Origin of the sequence: Bradyrhizobium sp. Arg816, assembly GCF_029989365.1 — a bacterium.
Taxonomy (GTDB): Bacteria; Pseudomonadota; Alphaproteobacteria; order Rhizobiales; family Xanthobacteraceae; genus Bradyrhizobium.
The window spans coordinates 179,769-201,378 of the sequence record NZ_JAPRAQ010000005.1 but is presented as its reverse complement, the minus strand read 5'-3'; the positions used below and the strand labels follow the sequence as shown (position 1 = coordinate 201,378).

The window sequence follows — 21,610 nt, the reverse complement described above, 5'->3', positions numbered from 1 at the left end:
AACTTGATACGGACTGTCTGCGCGGTCGCGGGGTCGATGTCGTTCCTTGAGGAGATCGACCACGAGGCTCGGCACGCAGGCTTGGTTTGTGCTGTCGCCCTCTCCGACACGCCGCCGATTTTCGACTGGCTGGTCACAACGTTTAGTTTCCAAGGCATCTCCGACCGCGTCGCGCGCGGCTACATCAACAAGCATGGCACGGCGTCTTGGGCGGCGATTACGGCGAGCGAGAAGAATGCGCCATCTTGCCCCAAACTGCGCAGTTACTGGCATTTTGAAGGCTGCCGATACGACAAGACTAGCTTCACCTGCGCTGAGCCCGACCACATCGATGAATGCGCCCTGCCCCGGCCGCACCTTCGCAACGGCCGACTGAATCAAACCGCGTACTCGCTCTTCTTGTTCGTCCGCGACCTCGCCGACGGCGACTTGGTGGGTTGGATCGACAGCCAGCTGAATGGCGCGAAAGGCGCGACAATGGCGAAGCTGGAGGCGGCGCGTCAGGAAGCCTTGATCGGCCCCCTGCGCAACGTTTACGGCGTCTCCGACAAGATATTGATGATGACGCTCTCGACGCTGCTGATCGGCGCGCGTGAACATCGGCCGCTCTGGCTTGAAACCGGTACCGCAATGATCGCGGTAGACACGCTCGTTCATAACTTTCTGCACCGCACGGGCATTTTACAGGACTGCGGTGGCTCTCACGCTTATGGCGCCGCTTGTTATGGCCCGGGTGGCTGCGCGGAGATCATCAGGACCGTGGCTGGCCGTATCGATACGCGCACTCTGAACCCGGCGTTCCCGCAGAGGTTCGCGCGGTTCGTCCAAAATAGCATCTGGAGATTGTGTTCTGAGAGCGGACTCAACCTCTGTAATGGCAACCGAATTGACGACCGTCGAGCCTGCCAAATCGGCTACTGCCACCTGCACCAAAGATGCGGCCGAATACCGTTAAAATCGCAAAAATATACGTAAAAACAGTTACTTATAGTTTATTTTGGCGCAGATTTCGCTTGAGGCATCAAGGCGATTCACCTATACTCGTTCTGCAAGGTCTAACAACGACTTTGCAATTTATAGTGGAGAAACTTCCGTGATTGATTTGCCTCGGCGGGCGCTTGGCCCGCCACCATGGCCAAGCCATGACATCGCTAGAACCGCAGACCACGGGGCCCTATTGGGCCCCGTCTGCTTTTGAGGAGGAGAAACATGGGAAAGCAGCCAGAAAAGAAAACGGCCAGCACATCAGACAAGCTCTTTGTCTTCGGTCTTGATGAAGAGGGAAAGCCACGGGGCGCGCGGTTTCCGGAGTTCAACGAGAAAGTCGCTAGTGCGGCGGCGCAGATGAAGCTAGCGACCGTGCACCCGGCCTCGCCAGCAGTCACTGAGATCGGCATGAAGCTGCCCGTGGGGAGGCTATATGCAAGCGGCAAGGCATTCGTGCCACCGATCCGGCGGGACCTCTTGGGCAAGCTCAAAGCCGCACTCGATATGCCTGGCGACGGAAGCAAGGTTCAACAGCCCGCCCCAGCGCCATCCCCTGAAAAGGCAAAGGCAGGCGGAGTTGTTGCGGCTGGCCTACCGCGAACGTGGGAGAGCATCGCAGTCGGCCAACTGGTGCTCGTCGAGGACGATGACCCCGGGTTTGGTTGGTGGCCTTGCCTCGTAACCAAGCGGGAGGACCAGGTGCTGACCCTCCAGCTTCGCGACTACCCGGACAAGGGCACCTACGTCCGGCATATCGCCCAGGTGGGGCTTGTAAACCCCGGTCCAAAATAACCAGCTCTCTTAGCGCCAAGCCCGGACCACGGCCCGGGCCTCGACCACCTGCCCCTGCCTGACGCTCAGCAGACGCGAGCCAGGCCCACCAACCAACAGACTTTATGGAGAACAACCATGTCCCTGCACACGGACACGGACCGGATACGCATGCTCAACGACGAGCTTCGGAAGCACCTTCTCGGCGGCGGCGCCGTCATCACAGCAGGCATCGCCGAGCTCGGTCCCGAGGCCGTAGAACGCTTGGTCAAGACCATCGCCGTCTTCGACGACTTTTGCCACGCCAACGATCCCTACGAGGAGCATGATTTTGGCGTCTTTGACTTCGACGGCACCGCCGTGATGTTCAAGATCGATTACTTTGACAAGTCGCTCAACTTCCGCTCACCCAATCCGGCGGACCCTGCTGTCACCGAGCGAATTATCACGATCATGAGGGCGGACGAATACTAGCCGCCTTCTCGATCGACCAAGCCTACCCTCACTGTTCGCTCAAGAGTTTGACGAGCGGCACCGACAAGGCCTCAGCAATTCGAGCCATCGCTAAGAGGCTGGGGTTACGCCGCCCTCGCTCGATCCCGCCGATGTAGGTCAAGTCAAGGTCAGCTTCGAACGCTAACTTTTCTTGGGTTAGCCGACGCTGCTGGCGAATACACCGGACATTCTTGCCAACAATGACGCGCCAATCCTGCATTGCTGGATGGAGCATCATCGGGCATATAGTCTCTAGGGATTATATTCCCTATTGAGCGAGAATCTGGCATCGAAGCGAGGGCAACTTCCAACACCTTCACTGGAAAGAGGAACACCAAAGTGACTGAAGAACTCTCTGCACCACCGCCGCTGCCGGATCTTGGAGCCGCCAGCCAGCCAGGGCCAAACGAGTGGCACTACGTCGTAAACGGCGCTCGGCGAGGCCCGGTGACCGCGACGACCATCAAGAATCTCCTGAACAAGAAGGAGATCGAGACCGACACTCAGGTTTGGCGAAAGGATATGCCTGAATGGAAACCCCTCCGAGAGAGCGACCTCGGGGAACTTGTAGCCTCCGAGCCACCCGCCATTTCGTCGAAGCACATCGGCAACGGCTACGTCTGGACGCTGGCCTTCTTACCAATCGTCCTGGGGGTGATCGAGGCTATGGTGAGCGCCAGCAACCAGGACGCTGCGGCCCGCGCCGTAGCTTTCGGTATTCCGTACCATGCCAGCCGGGGGCTGCCGTTCCAGGTACCCGTCGTCATTAACGGCCTGCTCGGTTGGCTCGATGATCGCAGGTTGCAGCAAGCAGGCTATGGCTCCCGGGCAACCCGCGTCACATCCGTTCTGCTTACGCCAGTTTACCTGTTCATGAGGGCGAAGCGCCTGAAGCAGCGCCCTTATTATGCGGTCGCGTGGGTCGTCTGCCTGATCATCGGCTTCTTAATCTACGCGTCGGTCGAAAGTTAAGGCCATAGAAAATGCCGGACCCAAAACAGAGCCCGGCATTTTCGCACCAACTATTCGATCTAGCCCCAAACAATCTGCGTACGCGTCGCCGACATCTCGTCGGCGGGCCGACAACCTATGGATCAAAGCATATGAAATCCATATTCCTGTTGATGTTGCTTTTTCTCTCCGCCGCTACATCCGCTGAAGAAGTCAAGATACCGTGGAAGGGTGACTACCCGCACAATTCGAACAAGCACTGGTCCAAGGACAACCCCTATGATTCTGGCTTCTCGAAAAACTTCAAGAACGGCACGCCGGAAGAGTTCGACGAAGTGCAGAAGGACGGCGAACTGAACGCCTTCATCTACTCTCCAAAAGACGTGAGGGGTCCGACACCATTTGTCATTTTGTTGCATGGCTGCGACGGCCTCGGGACACTTTCCAAGGAATGGGCGGCACACGTTGCCAACGTACTCAACCCACAAGGCGTCGGCATACTGGTGCTCGACAGCCTCACGACCCGTTATGTGGATCGGACCTGCGGGCCTGCTGACCTCCACTGGGGTCGTCGCCGAGCCGACGATGCCTATTCCGCGCTCGACTACCTCATCGAGAAGAAGCTGGCAAAGGCCAATGAAGTCTACCTCATGGGTTACAGCAACGGTGGCACAACGACGTTGGTGTCAATGACGACGCAGGAATCAGATCACCCACACCATTTTGTGGCAGCATTCGCGGTCGCTCCAGGTTGCAGCCCGTCTTTGCAGCATTCCGCAATATATACGGGTCCGATTGTCGTCTTTATGGGGGACCATGACGACGCCAATAATCCCAAATGGTGCGAAGAACTGACGAGGACGAAACGGTCTGTTCCAGTGCAGATGATCGGGTATCAAGGTGCCAATCACGGTTTTCCGGTGAATGCGCCAGCGCACGACTTTATGGGCTGGCACCTGAGCTACAATCCGGCTGCGGAAAAAGACATGATGCAGACGATCATCTCCGCGATCAGAACAAAGCACTTCGCCAAAGGCATTGAGTTTCGATAGGACGAGCTTTGCATGGGCCAGAGAGAAGAACCGTCGGGGGCAGACCAAGTCTATGTCCTCAGACTAGATGACGACGGGAATCCCCGCGGCGCTCGGTTCACAGTCCTGAGGGACGGCATCGTCTCCGCGGCTATGGACCTGAACTGCCGTATCCTGATCCGACAGCCCGCCGGGGTGTGCGCGCTGGCTAGAAAACTGCCGCTGGGCTACGTACTCGGCGCCGGGAAAACGGTCAGCCTGTTGATCCCGAGAATTGGATCGAGTCTTTACAGACAGATCTTAGAAGCGTCGCGCGCGGCCAGAATTGATGAAGAAACCAGAATGGCCGGTGCAATTTCGACGACCGCGCATTGAGTTTTTTTGACCGCCAACACGCAAGAAAACACGACTTGGGAGCGCCCCAATGGTTACAACCAGCTGCTAATGTTGAGACAGATATTAGTAGCGGGGTCCACGCGGTGATTTTCGGCGTTCTACCTCACGCGTGCCACAAGCAAACGAGCCGCTGGGTTACGGGCCCCAAAAATAAATCAACTCTTACGATGGCCCCGACCACAAAGCTCCAGCAATTCGCGCGGCGGTACGACGGGTTGGCGGGATGCGCGGGGTTAGCGGTCAAGATCAAGTGGAAGCGGAGGCGGCCACTTCGCGATTGTCCCATGGCGATTGGGACGACTGTGATGCATCCCCGAAGAAGCAAGAACCGGTGCGGAGTCCAAACGCTCCGCACCGGTCATCAACGCCGAGATTATAGCGGCGCTGTCGCTTCGGATGGAACACTACACCAAATACTTGTCCACAAAGTCGGTCTTGTTCCCAGCATCATCGACCACGTCGATGCGCTTTTCTGAACTATCGAACTGACAGAAGCCATCTTTCTTTCCCGCGGTACTCAAGCAGGCCCAGCGAGCGCATCCCGAAAAGACGAAGAACGTAGTCGGCCACCTCGTTGATCGGTTCATCGTTGATATCCAGAAGTTCGTAAAATTCATCGACAAGCGTCGAGATTGCTACTGGCGCCTCGATCCTCTCGATCTCGTCCGGTATGCCATGGTTCTTCACACCAGCGAATTTTTCGAGATGGCGCGAGGGTCGCCAGCGCCGCACTTTCCTCCCACCGTACTTTTCGCCCCTTGCGATGTCGTGACCTGCAAGGCTCCTCGTGATGAAGTGCATCCTTTGGGGTTTCGGTATCGTCGCGAACTCAGGATCCTGCATTCGTAGACTGAGATCGAGAGTTCGGGCGATCTCAGCAATAATAGCGTCGAGCTTAACGTCCATTGAATTTCTCCTTGTCGGCCGCGACGTCGCAGCTGGACAAGGATCGTTTACAAGTTCACATTAATGCCCCTGTCCTCGCGCTCTAACCGCCCCGCCACTCAGTCAAAATTTGGAATTTGGGCACCCGAAACCCGGCGAGGGCATGACGGCGGCTTTCATGCTGAGAGCTAGAAGCGGATTCAGCGCCGAACCATAATTGTCCGCTTCCTCTTTCGGCGAATTGGACCGGGGATGCAGCTTCTGAGCGTCGTAGTGTCGTCCCTCAAAGCGATGCGTTTGGCGGTCTTGAGAAGACTTGCACCGTCTCCTCCAGCCACAGCGAGCTTGTCAAGGTGAAGGTGCTTCATCGCGTGGAAAATCGCAATCCTTTCGCAATACCGGAGATTGGCCTTCCCTTGTTTGAATTGCCGCAAGACTACGCCGTCGGCATCGATGATCGGCCGCCCCGACTCATCTTCCCGATCTCGCACGGAGAGTCGATAACCTCTGCATGGCGATTTCAGCAGGTAAGCTACATACCTTGGCAGGCGACCTTGTTTGATTTTGCGGATGTGAGTAGCGCGTAGACCATCGGCGATTGCGCTGTAGTGGCCCGAGCGCACAAGCTTCCGCAGCCGCTTCTTCAGCTCCTTACGTGAAACACCCCATACGAGGGCATGCAGGTGCCAGTACATGCACCGCCTCCCGTTGTACCGCACGCCCTGCTGCAGATTGACGTAGTAGGCAGGCTCGACCATACCCAAATAAGCGAAATCTCGTAGACCGAACCTGAGCCGGTTTTTCATCATCTGCAACTCATTATCCGTCAATTTCTCTTCCGGCGACCGCGCGCAAGTTATGTCCATGAGGGACACGAAATAGACATCCCCGGCGTGCGTGGTGCCATCTCCGCCGTCGCAGAAAAAACGCGACAGCTCGCCACTCACGACTTCCCCCCATCTTCGCCGTGAGAACGAATTTACGGCCAACAGGTCATATCTGAACTTTGGTTTAGGTAACTCTCGGTCACCGCGGGACAACGTGTGGCGGTGATTAGATTTCTCAAAGGCACGGCGCTGGGCCGAATGCTGTCGCGCCTGCCAATATTCGATCCTGGTGTTGGAAAAAAAGCTCATGACCATCTCCAATGATGTGCTGGAGATGCTTTACAAGTCGTCGCGTCACGCGATTCTGACCAAAGGTGGCTCAAAGCGTCCAATTGGGGGCTGTAGAGCGTCTGTTGGTAGGTTGGTGTGTTCAAGCAGCAGCAACAGCACCAATGTGCCGACGGTAGAGACCGTGCGGTCCGTGCCAAATTCTGGACCTAGAAGGTTCGACCTTCCACAGATGCCTCGGTTAGCATCGTGCAATCCGAGCTCTCTAATAAGGGAAATTATCCGTCCAGAATCCATGTGCAATCTGTGCAACAGTGCGAGTGATCCGAATCACTGCACAAAATGCACGGTCTTTAGCACCTATGGCAAATACTCGTCGGCCACCAAAGTTCGACACTACTGACGCTGTCGCGATCATATCTGGCGAACGCAAGCAGCGATTTTCCCTGGAACGCGAATTGGCTCTCATTGGCTTAATCACTTGGATGCATTTTCCGACAAGGCCAGACCTTGTCTCCATGGGACAAGTCGTTGGGGCAGCCAATTTCTTTTTAAGCCTGAGCCAAGCAAAGCGAGCACATTTAGTCAGAGAGAACCCTCTGTTCTCGCAGGAGGTTTTTGCTAGAGCCCTGGTCGGCTTCCCGCTAGGTGACACTTTCCGCTTGGAATTCGAAAGCCTCTACAACGAGATGGTTAACATATTCGAGATCATTGATTTCTTCATGATGTGCCCTTTTGAGCGGCGGCCTTCATTGCTGAAAGCTCTGCACTTCATCGAAGAGGGAGGCTTCGTCGCCAAAGAGGTGCAAGAAAGAGAAAAAAAGGAATACAAGAGATCCGCTGCTACACTCAAGAAGAGCTGGGTAAGCCATGTTGTGGCTGGCCCATTTATTTGGTCTGCGGAATCATTGGGATTCGAAAAGCTGATCCGACGCTCCCCTGACGAAACTAAGACTATCAATGAAGTCGGTAGGTTTCTGGACACGCCAGATCGAGTCGCCGACTTTTTTGGCGTGGCGAAATTTTGCCAAGACCGTCTCATTTCGCGGCTGGACCCACGAAGTCGCTCGCGCTTCAAGTTCGTCAAATTCCCACCCAAGGTAGCCTCTGTTGAAATGGAGCTCCCAGAATTTGACGAGGGCCAAATTGCCATTTTGAAAACTTATCAGGCTCCGAAATTAATTGGTGAAGTAGGCTAGAAGGTTGTTGGCCTAGTCCAGCAAACTCCCGCCGTATTACTTCGCTCCTCAGAACTCTATAACTAAGACGCTTCCGGCGCCGTGCATTCCGTGCGCGCGAATAAGGAGGTGAATATGCCGTTTCTGAAGAAGGTCGCGCTGATCGAGGATCTCACCGACAAAGAATTCATTCAACAATATGCTTTCACACGCGAGGACGGGGCCGAAGGCATTATTGAGCTGAAGCCCGCCGAAGCAGATAGGTGGGAAGACTTCCGAGGTCGACTCAAGAACAAGAACGCTCACCCATCAATCTTGAATAGGTCTGACATTGAATCTGCCGCCGCCGGTCAGCCGCAAACTAGGTGTTCATACGCCGCTGCAGCCGGTTGGCTGCCCCGACGGAATGGCTTTGTCTTGCCGTCGCGGTCGATTGGGAAGGCCGCGTCTCATATTCGCGGCCTTTCCCACACAGTCCTGCTTCCTGCGTACCTGCGACCAACCGGTAAATCGGTCGACTGGATCAAGTTAATTGGCACCGTTGCGGCCAAGTCCTCTGGCATGATGCTGACCATCTCCTGCGCGTTCGCAGCCCCTCTCCTGCGGATGGCAAATCAGCAGTCATTTGGGATCTGCCTGTCTGGCAAAACGGGTGGCGGCAAGACGACAGCTACGCTCGCGGGCGCGTCTGTCTTTTCGGTTGGCGAGCTGGACCACCTGCTTAGCTGGAATGCAACCTTGGCCGGCCTTGAACCTGCTCTTCGGGCCCACAATGACTGCCTGCTGGTCGTGGACGATCTCAACAAGATGCCATCTGCAACAGAGAAGGAGAAGTACCGTAGTGCTAGAGACTTTGCATATAACCTGAGCACCGGTTCGACGAAGCGGCGCAGTCGAGTATTTGACGACGGCCCACAAAATGGTGGCCAGTACCGGCTCATTTCACTTACTTCCGCTGAAACCACCATTGCAGACCTTGCCGCAAGCTGCGGCGAGAAACGAACAGGCGGTGAAAGCCGCCGGTTGATCGATGTACCTGTCTACTTCGACGGCCTTGGTCACATTTTCGATCGAGCAAAGAATGCCGAAAAACTGACGCAAACAGAGCTTGACGCCATGTTTTCCTCCATACACGTCGCGTGCTCTCGGAATCATGGCCACATATTCACGAAATACGTCAGGTTTCTTATCCGAGGGAGAAACGACCTACGTAACAAGATTGACCATCACGTAAAGCGGTTTACGGCCAAGCATGCGACGCAAACGAGCCTTTTGGAGGCGGACATAATTCGGAAGTTTGGTCTCATCTACGCCGGCGGCGCACTAGCAATTGAAGGCGCTGGTCTGCCGTGGACGCAGCACGCGCTGCTGGATGCATTGTCAAAAACCTGCAACGCGGCTCTTGAAAGCCTTGCTTCAGAGGAGCGAACTCGTCGAGCCGGATGGCAATTGCTCAAGGCTCGATTAGAGAGCTTGCCACGAAGTCGCAAAATTAAGCGTAGCGAGTACTCTTCGATCGATGGATACGTTGAGCCGAGGCCAGGTCGGTACCGCTGCGTTATCAAGAACGACAAATTCAATCGGACTTTCAGCAATCCTTTGCAGCGCAGGATGGTCATGGACGAGTTGGAGCGGCGCGGCTGGATCACTCTCTCGAGGTCGCATGACAATCAGGGTCAATTCATCTGGCCAGACGGCATCCGCAGGCGGTCCCTAGAAATCAACTGGGGGCGTCGGACGAGCAGTGCGTAGGATGCAACATCGGCAGATCGGCAAGCAGCATGTTTGCCGATCCCGCCTTTGACTTCACCGCCGATCTGATGTAACCTTATGCTAACACACGGTCATCCGGTGTTTCGATCCTTCTCTCCCACTCAGTCTTAAGACGAGTCACGTGAAACAATCGCCGTTGGTACCGGCGACTGGCACGTCAAAATGGAGTCGGACTTTGCTGACAGCGCGCGCAAAGCGCGCCTAACGGACGAACATTCGCCCGCTTCTGATCGTCGCACATCTCGTGGAAGCACCGGTGCGGCTATCCACTTCTCAAACTCAACCACAACCCAGGACGTCGGCTCGACGCTCTGCCGACCGCTCACGCCTCGGTTGCTGAGCAGGCAGCAAGCATCTGCCTACTGCAACCTATCGCCGAGCGCTTTTTCCGCTTGGGTGCGAGCCGGCAGGCTACCTCCACCGCTCGCCGGTACAACGCGCTGGGATCTCAAAGCTATCGACATCGCGTTAGACGCAATGAGCGGCCTCCAACCGAAACAAGAATCATCTGCTTTAGACGAATGGAGAGAAAATCGTGCGCGTCGTTCTGAAAGGAGTTCATAAGGTCAAGGTGCCGCTCGCGAACGGCGAGATGAAAACCTACTATTATGCCTATCGCGGCGGTCCGCAGATCATGGCCATACCGGGCACCCCTGACTTTGTCCGGCAGTACCAAGACGCACACGCGAACTTGCGCAAGCCCAACGCAAGGTCGTTCATGTCGATCATCACTCAATACAAGGCGGCGCCAGAGTTCAATAGGATCGCGGCGTCTACCCGCCGTGACTACCTGAGATACATAAAGCTGATTGAAGAAGAATTCGGCGACTTGCCAATTGCTGCCCTCGCCGACCGTAGGATTCGCGGCGACTTCAAGAGCTGGCGAGACAAGTACGCAAACACGCCGCGTAAGGCTGATCTGGCATGGACGGTGTTGGCCCGCATCCTGTCTTTCGCGAAGGACCGCGGCATTGTCAGCACCAATCCATGCGAGCGCGGCGGCCGCCTCTACGTAGCGGACCGCAAGGAAAAGGTCTGGACCGAGCAAGACATTGCCGCTGTCCTCGCGGTCGCATCCAGCGAGATCCAGCTCGCGCTGATCTTGGCGTTATGGAGCGGGCAACGGCAGGGAGACATGCTGCGACTGCCTTGGTCAGCCTACGAGAGCCCTTATATTCGCCTTCGGCAGTCGAAAGGCGGCCGGCGTGTCGCAATGCCCGCCGGAGGCCCTCTGCGAGCTCTACTCGACACCACCGAGCGCCGAGGACCGCTCATCCTGACGAACACGCTCGGGCGGCCCTGGACGTCAGATGGCTTTCGGACATCGTGGGCAAAGGCATGCGAACGAGCTGGCATCAGCGGCCTCACGTTTCACGACCTGAGAGGTACCGCCGTGGTTCGGTTGGCAATTGCCGGCGCGAGCGTGCCGCAGATCGCGGCCGTGACTGGTCACTCGCTAAAGGACGTCGAGGCCATTCTCGATGCACACTATCTTGGCCGAGATATTCAGCTCGCCGAAGCCGCGGTGCTGAAGCTCGAAGCGCGAACAAAGCTGTAAAATGACCTGTAAAATGAAGCCACTTACCGTATTGCGATCAGCGCTAAGTGTTTGATTTATATGGTGGGCGCACCAGGGCTCGAACCTGGGACCCGCTGATTAAGAGTCAGCTGCTCTACCAACTGAGCTATGCGCCCGAAAGGCGGTCAATGCCTTGCGAGGCCGGTCGTTTAGCAAAGCGATCCGGATATGGCAAGCGATGTGGCGCATGTTTTCCAAGGTTCTTCCACAGGCCCGAAAATGCGAAAAGCCGCTGGATTCCAGCGGCTTCGCCAAGGCTGATCCCAGGGTTAATTCCTCGGGAAATACGGGGTGGCTCAGAGCCGGCCCTCGCGATCCCGGTCCGGGCCGCCGTCACGGTCGCCGTGGAAGCGGTCCATGCCGCGCTCCATCATGCGGTCCATGCCGCGTTCCATGAAGTGTCGGGACGGGCCGTCCCCACCGCCGCCGAACGGGCCACGGTGGCGGGTCAGCACGGCAAGGCGCCGCTTCTGGCCCTCGTCGAGCGTCTTGTAGAGCGGATCGGCGGCATCGGCGATCTTCTTCAGGGCGGCGGAGGTCGCGCCCATGTCCTCGGCGCGCTGGCGCAGGCGGGCGACCGGATCCTCGGGCTTGTCGGCGTCCTTGCCGGCGTCACCCGGGCCGGCATTCATCCGCGCGTTGGCGCGGTCAATGCGCAGCTTGGCGAAGTCGCGCACGGCAGCCTCGACCGGCGGCCACAGCTTCTCCTGGTCGGCGTTGAGCTTCAGCCCGGCATGGACGGCGGCGATGCGCGCGTCGACGAAGGCGGCGCGGTCCTCCGGGTTCATGCGGACGTGGCGGAAGTGCTCCATCCACGGGCGATGAAATTGGGCATAGACCGCGCCCGAGCCGGCGATGCTGAGCACGGCGATGGCGGCGATGGTGAACTTCCTCATACGGACCTCCTCTGGAAGGATGCTGGTGAGGATGAGCGCCGGACGGCTGACGCGCAACTTACAACTTGGACAGAGAGAGCGTTCTTACGAAGATGTAACTCCCCTGAATGTCCATTCAGATGCAGACTGAAACGATTTGCAACAAAAAGGGCCTCCGCGCAGGCTGCACGGAAGCCCCTTCATTGATGGTCGATCCGGATCAGTTCGTCGCGCTCTTGGCTTCCTTCTGGAACTCGTCGATCAGCGGCTGGCCGACGCGGCCTGCGGCGTCCTTGTAGACCGGCTCCATCGCCTTGCGCATCGCCTCGTCCTGGGCCGGCGTGAGCTTGATGATCTCGCTCTTGCCGCTCTTCTTGATCTCGGCCAGCGCGTCGTCGTTCTCCTTCTGCGACTGCGCGTTGTTGAAGTCGGTCGCTTCCTTCATCGCCTTCGACAGCTGGTCGCGGATGTCGGCCGGCAGATCGTCCCAGAACTTCTTGTTCACGATCACGACGTAGCCGATGTAGCCGTGGTTGGTCTCGGTGATGTACTTCTGCACCTCGTGCAACTTCTGGGTATAGATGTTCGACCAGGTGTTCTCCTGGCCGTCGACCACGCCGGTCTGCAGCGCCTGGTAGACCTCGCCGAAGGCCATTACTTGCGGCAGCGAACCGAGCGTCTTGAACTGGGCCTGGAGCACGCGCGAGGACTGGATGCGGAACTTGACGCCCTGATAATCGGCGGGCGCGACCAGCTTCTTGTTGGCGCTCATCTGCTTGAAGCCGTTGTCCCAATAGGCAAGGCCGGTGATGCCCTTGGCGTCCAGCAGCTTGAGCAGCCGGAGGCCGAGCGGGCCTTCCGTCACCTTCCGCAGCGTCTTTAGGTCCGGAAGGATGTAAGGCAGATCGAACACCTCGAACTCGCGGATGCCGAGCGGACCGAATTTGGAATTGGACGGCGCCAGCATCTGCACGCTGCCGAGCTGGAGCGCCTCGAGCTCTTCCTTGTCCTTGTAGAGCGTCGAGTTCGGGTAGACTTCGATCTTGACCTTCCCGCCGGTGTACTTCTCGGCGAGCTCCTTGAATTTCTCCGACGCCTTGCCCTTCGGCGTGTCGGTGGCGACGACGTGACTGAACTTGATGATGATCGGCGATTGGGCCGATGCCGGCCCGGTCAGGGCCAACGCCCCGGTCAAGACCGCAACCGATGTCGCAGCCCAAATGAGTTTCCGCATGCTTCCTCCCACACGTTTTTTGGTGGGGCACAAACCGTCGCCCCCAAGCCTTAGATTCAAGACTTGAAGGCAGGATTATAGGGAAGCGGACACAGGCGCCATTGCCCCTTAGCAGGGGGCGGCTTGCAAAAATGCGGTATCCGGAGGCGAAACCTGCCGGACTGGCTCACGCAGGGCGATGGCAGGGAAACCCCGCCATCGCCGTTGCCGCCGCTCGCAACATCAGCCGTGCAGCGCCGGCGCGAGTTGGGCCTGCTGCGCGATCGCCGGATCGGTGATCAGGGTACCGCCGTGCCCGTCCGAGGACAGCGCGAAATCGGCCGCGCTGTACTGACCGAGCAAGTGCAGCGTCGCGACGTGGGTACCGTCGGAAACCGTCAGCGTGCCGCCGGTGTTGTCGCCATTCTGCGCATAGGCCAGCGAGGTCAGGCTGTCGTTGAACAGGATGTCGCCGAGATCGAGGCTGTCATGGTCCTGCCAGCCGGAGATCGTTCCCGTGAAGGCCGACGCCTGGGCCAACACCAGCGAAGCATTGGGACCGGCGAAGATCACATCGTCGATCGTGCCACCCGCATGGACAAAGGCGAGCGCGCCCGAGCCGATCGTGGTGTCATCCGCGCTGCCGCCGGCCTGCACGTGCTGCGTGCCGGCCAGGACCGTCGTGCCGGTCGCGCTGCCATACACATATTGCACGCCGCCGTTGATGATGGTGGCGTTGGCGGCGCCCCAATCGACCTGGACTCCGCCGGCATTGATCGTGGTGCCGGTCGCAGCACCGTCGGCGTAGACGTTCTGCAGGCTGCCGGCGTTGACCGTCGTCATCGACGCGTTGCCGTGGAGACACTGGAGGGCACCATTGCTGATCGTGGTCTGGACCACCGTGCCGCCATAGACCGACTGGACACCACCATCCATCGTGGTGTTGATCGCGGTTCCACCCAAATAGACATCCTGCCTGCCGCCATGGATCGTCGTGTCCGAGGCCGTGCCGCCGCTCTCGACGGCCTGCAGGCCCGAATTGATCGTCGTGAGGCTCGCCGAGCCGAACACGTACTGACCGCCGCCGCTGATCGTCGTGATGATCGTGAAGCCCCAATCGATCTGGATGCCGCCGGCATTGATGGTGGACCCGGTCGCACTCCCGTCGATGTAGACGTTCTGCTCACCCCCGGCATTGACGATGGTGTTGAAAGCATTGTTGTGAACGTGCTGGATGCCGCCATTCGCGACCGTGGTCTGGATCGCAACGCCGAAGACGTTCTGGGTGCCGCCGTCCACGGTGGTGTTGGTCGCGATACCACCGCCGAGGATATCCTGCTCGCCGCCGGCCTCGACCGTCGTGCCGTTGGCCGAGCCGCCGATCTGGATGTACTGATTGCCCGAGATCACGGAGTTCGAGGCCAGACCGAACACCAGCTGCGCGGCGCCCGCAGCAACCACCATTCCATTGGCCGAGCCCTCCAGCACGACCGCCGCGCCGCTTTCGACCCGGATGTCAGAATAGCCGGCCGCGTCCTTGATCCGCCAGACGCCGCTCTGGACGTCGAGCTTCTCGACATTGACGACCGTGCCAAGGAGCGAACCGGAGCCACTGCCCGACAGCACCAGCGTGTCCACGCCGTCGCCGCCGTCGATCGTGCCGGTGACGATCGAAGCGGTGGCGAGATTGATGCTGTCGTCGCCTGCGCCCATCGAGACGTCACCGACGATGGAGCCGCTGTTGGTGAGCGTATCGTTGCCGCCGTCGGTGGCGACGCTGCCGAAAATGCTGCCCGTGTTGGTGACGGTGTCGCCGAAGGTGCCGACGATCGAGATCGCCTCGCCGTTGTTGCCGCGGATCGTGCCGTCGTTGATGATGGTCATGACGCCGAAGGCGCTACCGTCATTGCTGTCGTCCACGGTGATCGCGCGCTGATCGCTGATGATGAGGCCACCCACCTCGTTGTGGACGAAGCCGCCGCCGATCGCGAGCGCCTCGTTGAGGCCGTTGGCGCCGCTGGTCAGGCCGACCGCCGCGATCGTCCCGAAATTGTCGATCGAGACCAGACCGTCGACATCGACGCCGTCGGCGTCGGCACCGCCGACGGCCGTGCCGGTGATGGTGCCGCGATTGGTCACTGTCGTCGTCGAGTTCGGCGCGCTGTCCATGTTGATGCCGGAGCCGCTGCGGCCGGTGATCGTGCCGTCGTTGTTGACGGTGATCGGCTGGTCGCCGGTGATGCCGTGGCGGGCGCCGTCGATGATTCCGCCGGCGTAGTTGTTGACCACGCCGCCGGTGTTGACCGACTGGAAGTCGATCGCGTCGTTGCCGGACGAGGCCGCCGAGGCATTGTGGCTGACGATCTGGCCGTAATTGTTGATGGTGGCGTGGGCGCCGGGCCGGATCGCGTCGGCATCGGCCGCCGAGATCACGCCGGTGGCCGCGTTGTTGATGACGGTATTGGCGCCGCTCGAATTGATGTCGTCGAGATCGAGCGCCTGGCCGGCATTGCTGCCGGTCCCCGTCGATGAGATCGTGCCCTCGTTGTTGACGGTGAAGGTGCCGCTCTTGCCCGAGACCAGGTTCGAGATCTTCACCGCATCCTTGGTCGCGGTGATGGTGGCGCCGGCCTTGTTGTTGATGGTGAGGCTGCCGCTCGCCGAGCCGCTGGTGGCGATCGCGCGGCTGGTGCCGGTGATGGTGCCGGAATTGTCGACCAGCGCGCCGGGCGAGGTGCTGCCGCCGATCCAGGTGACCGGGGTCGAGCCCGACAGGGTCGCGCCGGCGAGGACGGTCAGATGATCGTTGTTCGCCAGCGTGATCGGGTTCGACGAGTTGCCGGAGACGAGAGTGCCGTCGTCATTGGCAATGGTGCCGGTCGCCGTCGCGGTGCCGATCGTGACCGCCGCGCCCGGATTGCTGGCGCTGGTGAGCGTGAGCGTAAAACTCTCGTCGGGCTCTGCGGTGGTGTCGCCGGAGATCGTGATGGTGATGGTCGCCGAGGACGCACCGTCGGCGAAGCTGCCGCTGAAGGTCGAGGCCGGCAGCGTGCCGCCGAAATCGGCCGCATCGGTGGTGCCGGCGGCGAAGCTGCCGGAGAAGCTGAGCACGCCGGTGGTGCCGCCGGTCCGCAGAACCGTGAAAGTCATGGTCTTGGTGCCGCTCTGCCCCTCGGCAACCGACACGCTCGGCGACGAGAACGAGATCGTCTGCGTGGCGGGCGCGGCCACGGTGAAGGCGGTGGTCGGGAACGGCGCGTCGGGCGTGGTGCCGTCGGTGCTCTGGTCGCCGCTGCCGTTCTGGGTGGCCCAATTGGCGGTGTTGCCGATCGCGGCGAGGTAGTCGGCGAAGCTGGCGAAGCCCGAGCGCGGACCGTTATAGCCGACGATATCGAGGCCGCCGGTGAAGCCGACCGCGGTCTGGCCGGCAACGAGGCCCGTGCCGGTCAGCGTGCCGTCGCTGGTCGCATAGCCGACATTGGAGATCGCGGCGAGGAAGGTCGGCGCCGTCGAGGTGCCGACATAGGCGTAGACGACCTCGCTGTCGTTGGACAGGCCGGTGTTGTTGGCGTTGGTGAAGGTCGCCGAGCCGGCACTGGTGCCGAACGTGCCCTTGCCGATATTGTTGATGTCGATGACGGTGCCGGCGGGAATCGCGCCGGTCGCGGTCCAGGCGATCGTGCTCTCGGCGTTGCTGCCGGTTGCGAAGGCGGAGCCGTTCCAGTTGCTGTCGGTGAAATTGATGACAGTGCCCTGCGGGATGTCGGTCAGGGCGACAAAGGACAAATTTTCGTTGCCGTCGCCGTTGAATCCGGTGAAGGCGATCGAACCAGCGGAAAGGGGCATTCCAAATTCTCCAGCAGCGAGGGCGCGCGACGCTACCGGTTAATGGGACGTTAACATGACATGTTAATAACATATTTATTGCGATGCACCCCCGCATAACGTGATCGTGTGTCAAACGAAAAACGCGACGCCGAGGGCGCCGCATTCCCGCAACTACAGCACCTTGGCCTTCCCGGCCTTAGCCATGCAGCGCCGGTGCAAGCTCAACCTGCGGTGCAAGCGCCGGATCGGTGAGCAGGGTGCCGCCATGTTCGTCCGACGCGATGGCAAAATCGGCGGCGGTGTATTGGCCGAGCAAGTGCAACGTCGCAACATGCGCGGACAGCGGCATTTCAATTCTCCAGCAGCGGGCCCGGCAGACGGGCATGCTCTGCTGCGTCAGGATACGACGGGGGACAGACCGGCACGATCGGCCAAGGCCCGGGACACTGTCGGTTAATGATATGTTAACATGACATGATAATAACAATCTTGCGGTGATGCGCCCTCGTTCCACATCTTAAAGACCCCAAACAAAAAACGCGGCGCCAAAGACGCCGCGTTTGCCGATGAACTGGAGAGGTTGGAGCGTCAGCTCGCCGCGGCCGTGGTCACCGTGTCGCGCTGGCGCTTCATGACGATCTTGTTGAGTGCGCCGAGATAGGCCTTGGCCGAGGCCACCAGCGTATCAGGATCCGCCGCGCGCGCCGTCATGGAACGGCCGTCATGCGAGAGCCGCACCGAGACTTCCGCCTGCGCGTCGGTGCCCTCGGTGACCGCGTGGACCTGGTACAGCTCGAGCTTGGCCTCGTGCGGCACCAGGCGCTTGATGCAGTTGAACACCGCGTCCACCGGACCGTTGCCCTCGGCTTCCTCGATCTTGATCTGGCCGTCGACGTCCAGCTTCATGGTCGCGCGCTGTGGGCCGTGGGTGCCGGCGATCACGGTCAGCGAGGTCAGCTTGATGCGGTCGTGCGACGCCGCCATCTCCTCGTCGACCAGCGCCTCGATGTCCTCGTCGTAGATGTCCTTCTTGCGGTCGGCGAGCGCCTTCATCCGCGTGAACGCATCTTCCAGCTGGTTCGGGCCGAGCTTGTAGCCCATCTCCTCCAGCTTGTGCACGAAGGCGTGGCGGCCGGAATGCTTGCCCAGCACCAGCGAGGACTGCTTCAGGCCGACCATCTCGGGCCGCATGATCTCGTAGGTGGAGGCGTCCTTCAGCACGCCGTCCTGATGAATGCCGCTCTCATGCGCGAAGGCGTTCCGGCCGACGATGGCCTTGTTGTACTGCACCGGGAACGAAGTCGCCGCCGACACCACCTTCGAGGCTCGGGTGAGCTGCGTGGTGTCGATCTTGTTCCAGTACGGGAATTTGTCATTGCGCACGTTGATCGCCATCACGATCTCTTCCAGCGCGGCGTTGCCGGCGCGCTCGCCGATGCCGTTGATGGTGCACTCGATCTGGCGCGCGCCGCCGATGACGCCGGCCAGCGAGTTCGCCACGGCCATGCCGAGGTCGTTATGGCAGTGCACGGAGAACACGGCCTTGTCCGAATTCGGCACGCGCTCGATCAGCGTCTTCATGAAGTGGGTGTACTCGTCGGGCGTGGTGTAGCCGACGGTGTCGGGGATGTTCACCGTGGTGGCGCCGGCCTTGATGACGGCTTCCACGATGCGGCACAGATAATCCATCTCGCTGCGGGTGCCGTCTTCGGCCGACCATTCGACGTCGTCGATCTGGTTGCGGGCGCGCGCGACCATGGCGACCGAGGTCTCAAGCACCTGCTCCGGGGTCTTGTTCAGCTTCACCCGCATATGCAGCGGCGAGGTCGCGATCACGGTGTGGACACGGCCGCGCTTTGCAAATTTCACCGCCTCGGCGCAGCGGTCGATATCGGCCGGGTGTGCGCGCGACAGGCCGGCGATGACGGCGTTCTTGGAACGGCGGGCGATCTCGCTGACCGCCTGGAAGTCGCCTTCGGAGGTGATCGGGAAGCCGGCCTCGATGACGTCGACGCCCATATCATCCAGCATCTCGGCGACCTCGAGCTTCTCCTCGAAGGTCATGGTGGCGCCGGGGCACTGCTCGCCGTCGCGCAGCGTGGTGTCGAAAATGATGACGCGGTCCTTGTCGGACTTGTTCACGGGGGCCATTGCAGAATTCCTTTTGAGCTTGTGCGCCGTCAGTGGTCTGGGCGCTAGAGGTGTCCGGTGATCTCGACCAACCCCTGAGCGCCCAGGCGCGTGGCGCCCAGCCGGCCCTCAGGGGCAAGTAAGAAGAAGGCCGCCAATCAGGAGGGTGGGCAGCAGCGCGGCCGGGATCGTGGCGGCGGCCACAGCCACCTCCCCCGAAATCCCATCGATTTGGCCGCGAATCAGCATTGCCAGACCCTTTTGAGCCCTCAAATCCTCGGTCAAAACCGTTGACGGTTGGTTGCCGGGAAGCCCGATGCGCCGTTTCTAGACGAGAAATGGCTGCAACCGCAACGCCAAAAGATGGTCAGAAGGACTGACCTGCCGCCAGATCTGCAATGTGCGACGCGGCGACCGGTGGTCATCGCACGAACCATATGGCAAATCCGAATTCACGGGATGGGAATATGACGGGGTCGTCGGACAGCGCGAGGGACCCACGAGATCGGAGCGATAGGGGGAAAGGTCGCCCGGATGTGGCTCCCCTCACCCGCGTCGCGGTCAGGCTATCCCGCGCGGCGCGCGCGCGCCCGGCTTTCCCAACGGTCCAGCATCTGGCCGAGCTCGCCGGTGGCAGCCGCGTTGGTGTTTGCGGCCTCGTTGGTATTGGCCGGCGCGGCGGCGCGGAGCCAGTCCGGCTCGCTATATTCGCGCCAGCGGCGCGCCTCCGCGCGTCGTTTGCGGGAGACGTGGCCGCGCGTGAAATAGCCGGCCGCAAACGCGATCGCGAGCAGTATGATCAGGACGACGACACCTAGCACCATAAAGCTCCGACCTTTTTCCCCTGCACGACGTTCTGCCAGCATCGCGGGCGAGGTCAAGGCTTGACAGGTCCTAAAACCGCGCCCGGTTAACTGCGCGGGACGAATTGTCGCCTTGCACAGCCGCAATGCGGCGATGTTGCGGCGTTCTCGCGGCATCGCGCGGAGGATGCGAACCAGCCCCTCGCAACCGGCCGCGGACAGGACTAACCTTCGCCCGCTCGGCCGGATCAACCGGCCAGCCGAACATAACCGGGAGGACGCGATGAAACGCCCAGAGCAGCGTGACCAGGATGCTGCGCTTTCACGACGAACACTTGTGCGGGGACTTGCGATCGGCGCTGCGGCGACCGTGGCCGGCCCCGCGCTGGCCCAGACCGGACCTGCCGCACCGCCAACGACGATCACCACCCCGCCGCGCGATTTCGGCCCCAACGGCGCGCCGACGACTTATTTCTGGGACCCCGACATCATCGCCGTCGATCCCTCCTTCAACGACCTGGCGCAGCCCAACACCGCGATCAAGCGCCTCTACACCGGCCTGTTGTGGGCCGAAGGCCCGGCCTGGAGCGCGCAGGGCCGGTATCTGTTGTGGAGCGACATTCCCAACAACCGGCAGATGCGCTGGACCGAGGACGACGGCCGCGTCAGCGTGTTCCGCGCGCCCTCCAACAATTCCAACGGCAATTCGTTCGACTTCCAGGGCCGCCAGCTCTCCTGCGAACACCTGACCCGGCGGGTGACGCGCTACGAGCACGACGGCACGGCCACGGTGCTCGCGGACTCCTATCAGGGCAAACGCCTGAACTCGCCGAACGACGTCGCCGCGCATCCCGACGGCAGCTACTGGTTCACCGACCCGCCCTATGGCGGCCAGCTCTATGAAGGCGAGCCCGACGTGGCGGGCGGCCCGAGCAATGCGGGCGGCAAGCTCAATCCGCGGATCGGACAGCCGGCCGGCTTCGTGCCGGGCAAGCGCGAGCTGCCGACCAACTGTTATCGCATCGATCCCTCGGGCCGCATCGACCTCGTCGTCACCGAGGACCAGGTGCCCGATCCCAACGGCCTGTGCTTCTCACCCGACTACAAGAAGCTATACGTCGCCTCGACCGGCAAGGGACCGGGCGACACCGGGCCCGGCGGCAAGGGCGAGATCTTCGTGTTCGACGTCGGCGCAGACAACAAGCTCTCCAACGTGAAGAAGTTCAGCGACTGCGTGATCGACGGCGTGAAGTGCGGGCCCGACGGCGTGCGCTGCGACGTCAACGGCAATGTCTGGGCCTCCAGCAACGCGGGGCGCGCCGTCGGCTATAACGGCGTGACGGTGTGGTCGCCGGAAGGCAAGCTGCTCGGCCGCATCCGCCTGCCGGAAGTGTGCGGCAACGTCTGCTTCGGTGGCCCCAAGCGCAACCGCCTGTTCATGGCCGCGAGCCAGTCGCTCTATGCGGTGTATACCGCGACGCAGGGCGCAGGACCAGGCTGACGCGGGGCGAGCAGGATCACGACGCGGCGCCGGCGTGCCTCGCCGGCGCCGAATTGTTTGGATAGTTCTTTCGATGCAAAGAGGATCGTCAGGAAACAA

General features: G+C 60.4%; 18 protein-coding genes and 1 tRNA gene. 9 read left to right on the top strand and 10 right to left on the bottom strand.

All coding sequences use genetic code 11. From position 1 onward, the window contains the following. Window positions 1–36 precede the first annotated feature (36 nt). From OWC48_RS14970 to OWC48_RS14960, 3 genes are all read left to right on the top strand, one after another. Window positions 37–975, top strand: coding sequence for a hypothetical protein (locus OWC48_RS14970; protein ID WP_282520681.1), 939 nt, complete (start codon window positions 37–39; stop codon window positions 973–975). Between the two features lie 234 nt (window positions 976–1,209). Then, window positions 1,210–1,779 carry a hypothetical protein gene (locus OWC48_RS14965; RefSeq protein WP_282520680.1) on the top strand — a complete coding sequence of 190 codons (570 nt, stop codon included), beginning with the start codon at window positions 1,210–1,212 and terminating at the stop codon, window positions 1,777–1,779. Window positions 1,780–1,896: 117 nt separating this feature from the next. After that, a complete protein-coding gene (locus tag OWC48_RS14960) occupies window positions 1,897–2,232 on the top strand; it encodes a DUF3768 domain-containing protein (RefSeq protein WP_282520679.1) in 336 nt (111 codons plus the stop codon). A gap of 28 nt (window positions 2,233–2,260) precedes the next feature. Here OWC48_RS14960 and OWC48_RS14955 read toward each other — a convergent pair whose 3' ends face one another. Beyond that, window positions 2,261–2,473 carry a helix-turn-helix domain-containing protein gene (locus OWC48_RS14955; protein ID WP_282520879.1) on the bottom strand — a complete coding sequence of 71 codons (213 nt, stop codon included), beginning with the start codon at window positions 2,471–2,473 and terminating at the stop codon, window positions 2,261–2,263. Window positions 2,474–2,592: 119 nt separating this feature from the next. Between OWC48_RS14955 and OWC48_RS14950 the strand changes: the two genes are divergently transcribed. Together OWC48_RS14950 and OWC48_RS14945 are read left to right on the top strand one after the other, a co-directional pair. Further along, window positions 2,593–3,225, top strand: coding sequence for a DUF4339 domain-containing protein (locus tag OWC48_RS14950; RefSeq protein ID WP_282520678.1), 633 nt, complete (start codon window positions 2,593–2,595; stop codon window positions 3,223–3,225). A gap of 131 nt (window positions 3,226–3,356) precedes the next feature. Next, window positions 3,357–4,256 (top strand): dienelactone hydrolase family protein, encoded by a 900-nt coding sequence (locus OWC48_RS14945; RefSeq protein WP_282520677.1) that lies wholly within the window; start codon window positions 3,357–3,359, stop codon window positions 4,254–4,256. 852 nt (window positions 4,257–5,108) lie between these two features. On the opposite strand, the gene OWC48_RS14940 is transcribed toward OWC48_RS14945, so the two are convergent. Next, window positions 5,109–5,537, bottom strand: a complete 429-nt coding sequence (locus tag OWC48_RS14940; RefSeq protein WP_282520676.1) for a hypothetical protein — start codon at window positions 5,535–5,537, stop codon at window positions 5,109–5,111. A gap of 179 nt (window positions 5,538–5,716) precedes the next feature. Further along, complete coding sequence (locus tag OWC48_RS14935) at window positions 5,717–6,652, bottom strand: hypothetical protein (RefSeq protein WP_282520675.1); 936 nt, start codon at window positions 6,650–6,652, stop codon at window positions 5,717–5,719. A gap of 299 nt (window positions 6,653–6,951) precedes the next feature. Here OWC48_RS14935 and OWC48_RS14930 point away from each other — a divergent pair, with 299 nt between their 5' ends. The 3 genes from OWC48_RS14930 (at window position 6,952) to OWC48_RS14920 (ending at window position 11,140) form a co-directional block, all read left to right on the top strand. Continuing rightward, window positions 6,952–7,830, top strand: a complete 879-nt coding sequence (locus tag OWC48_RS14930; protein WP_282520674.1) for a hypothetical protein — start codon at window positions 6,952–6,954, stop codon at window positions 7,828–7,830. 114 nt (window positions 7,831–7,944) lie between these two features. Beyond that, the gene (locus OWC48_RS14925) at window positions 7,945–9,561 is read left to right on the top strand and encodes a DUF927 domain-containing protein (protein WP_282520673.1); all 1,617 of its coding nucleotides are present in this window, start codon (window positions 7,945–7,947) and stop codon (window positions 9,559–9,561) included. 556 nt (window positions 9,562–10,117) lie between these two features. Continuing rightward, window positions 10,118–11,140, top strand: a complete 1,023-nt coding sequence (locus tag OWC48_RS14920; RefSeq protein WP_282520672.1) for a tyrosine-type recombinase/integrase — start codon at window positions 10,118–10,120, stop codon at window positions 11,138–11,140. A 61-nt stretch (window positions 11,141–11,201) separates the two neighbouring features. On the opposite strand, the gene OWC48_RS14915 is transcribed toward OWC48_RS14920, so the two are convergent. From OWC48_RS14915 to OWC48_RS14885, 7 genes are all read right to left on the bottom strand, one after another. After that, window positions 11,202–11,277 (bottom strand) — tRNA-Lys (locus tag OWC48_RS14915). A gap of 180 nt (window positions 11,278–11,457) precedes the next feature. Beyond that, the gene (locus OWC48_RS14910) at window positions 11,458–12,057 is read right to left on the bottom strand and encodes a Spy/CpxP family protein refolding chaperone (protein WP_282520671.1); all 600 of its coding nucleotides are present in this window, start codon (window positions 12,055–12,057) and stop codon (window positions 11,458–11,460) included. A gap of 199 nt (window positions 12,058–12,256) precedes the next feature. Next, window positions 12,257–13,270, bottom strand: coding sequence for a TRAP transporter substrate-binding protein (locus tag OWC48_RS14905; RefSeq protein WP_282520670.1), 1,014 nt, complete (start codon window positions 13,268–13,270; stop codon window positions 12,257–12,259). A gap of 222 nt (window positions 13,271–13,492) precedes the next feature. After that, on the bottom strand, window positions 13,493–17,095 hold the full coding sequence (locus tag OWC48_RS14900) for a Calx-beta domain-containing protein (protein WP_282520669.1): 3,603 nt from the start codon (window positions 17,093–17,095) through the stop codon (window positions 13,493–13,495). Between the two features lie 178 nt (window positions 17,096–17,273). Next, on the bottom strand, window positions 17,274–17,426 hold the full coding sequence (locus tag OWC48_RS14895; protein WP_282520668.1) for a hypothetical protein: 153 nt from the start codon (window positions 17,424–17,426) through the stop codon (window positions 17,274–17,276). 239 nt (window positions 17,427–17,665) lie between these two features. Further along, window positions 17,666–19,228: a 2-isopropylmalate synthase gene (locus OWC48_RS14890; protein ID WP_282520667.1), complete on the bottom strand. Its 1,563-nt coding sequence runs from the start codon at window positions 19,226–19,228 to the stop codon at window positions 17,666–17,668. A gap of 545 nt (window positions 19,229–19,773) precedes the next feature. Continuing rightward, window positions 19,774–20,028: a hypothetical protein gene (locus OWC48_RS14885; protein ID WP_282520878.1), complete on the bottom strand. Its 255-nt coding sequence runs from the start codon at window positions 20,026–20,028 to the stop codon at window positions 19,774–19,776. Window positions 20,029–20,293: 265 nt separating this feature from the next. On the opposite strand from OWC48_RS14885, the gene OWC48_RS14880 reads away from it, so the two are divergent. After that, window positions 20,294–21,511, top strand: coding sequence for an SMP-30/gluconolactonase/LRE family protein (locus OWC48_RS14880; protein WP_282520666.1), 1,218 nt, complete (start codon window positions 20,294–20,296; stop codon window positions 21,509–21,511). The last annotated feature ends 99 nt before the right edge of the window (window positions 21,512–21,610 follow it).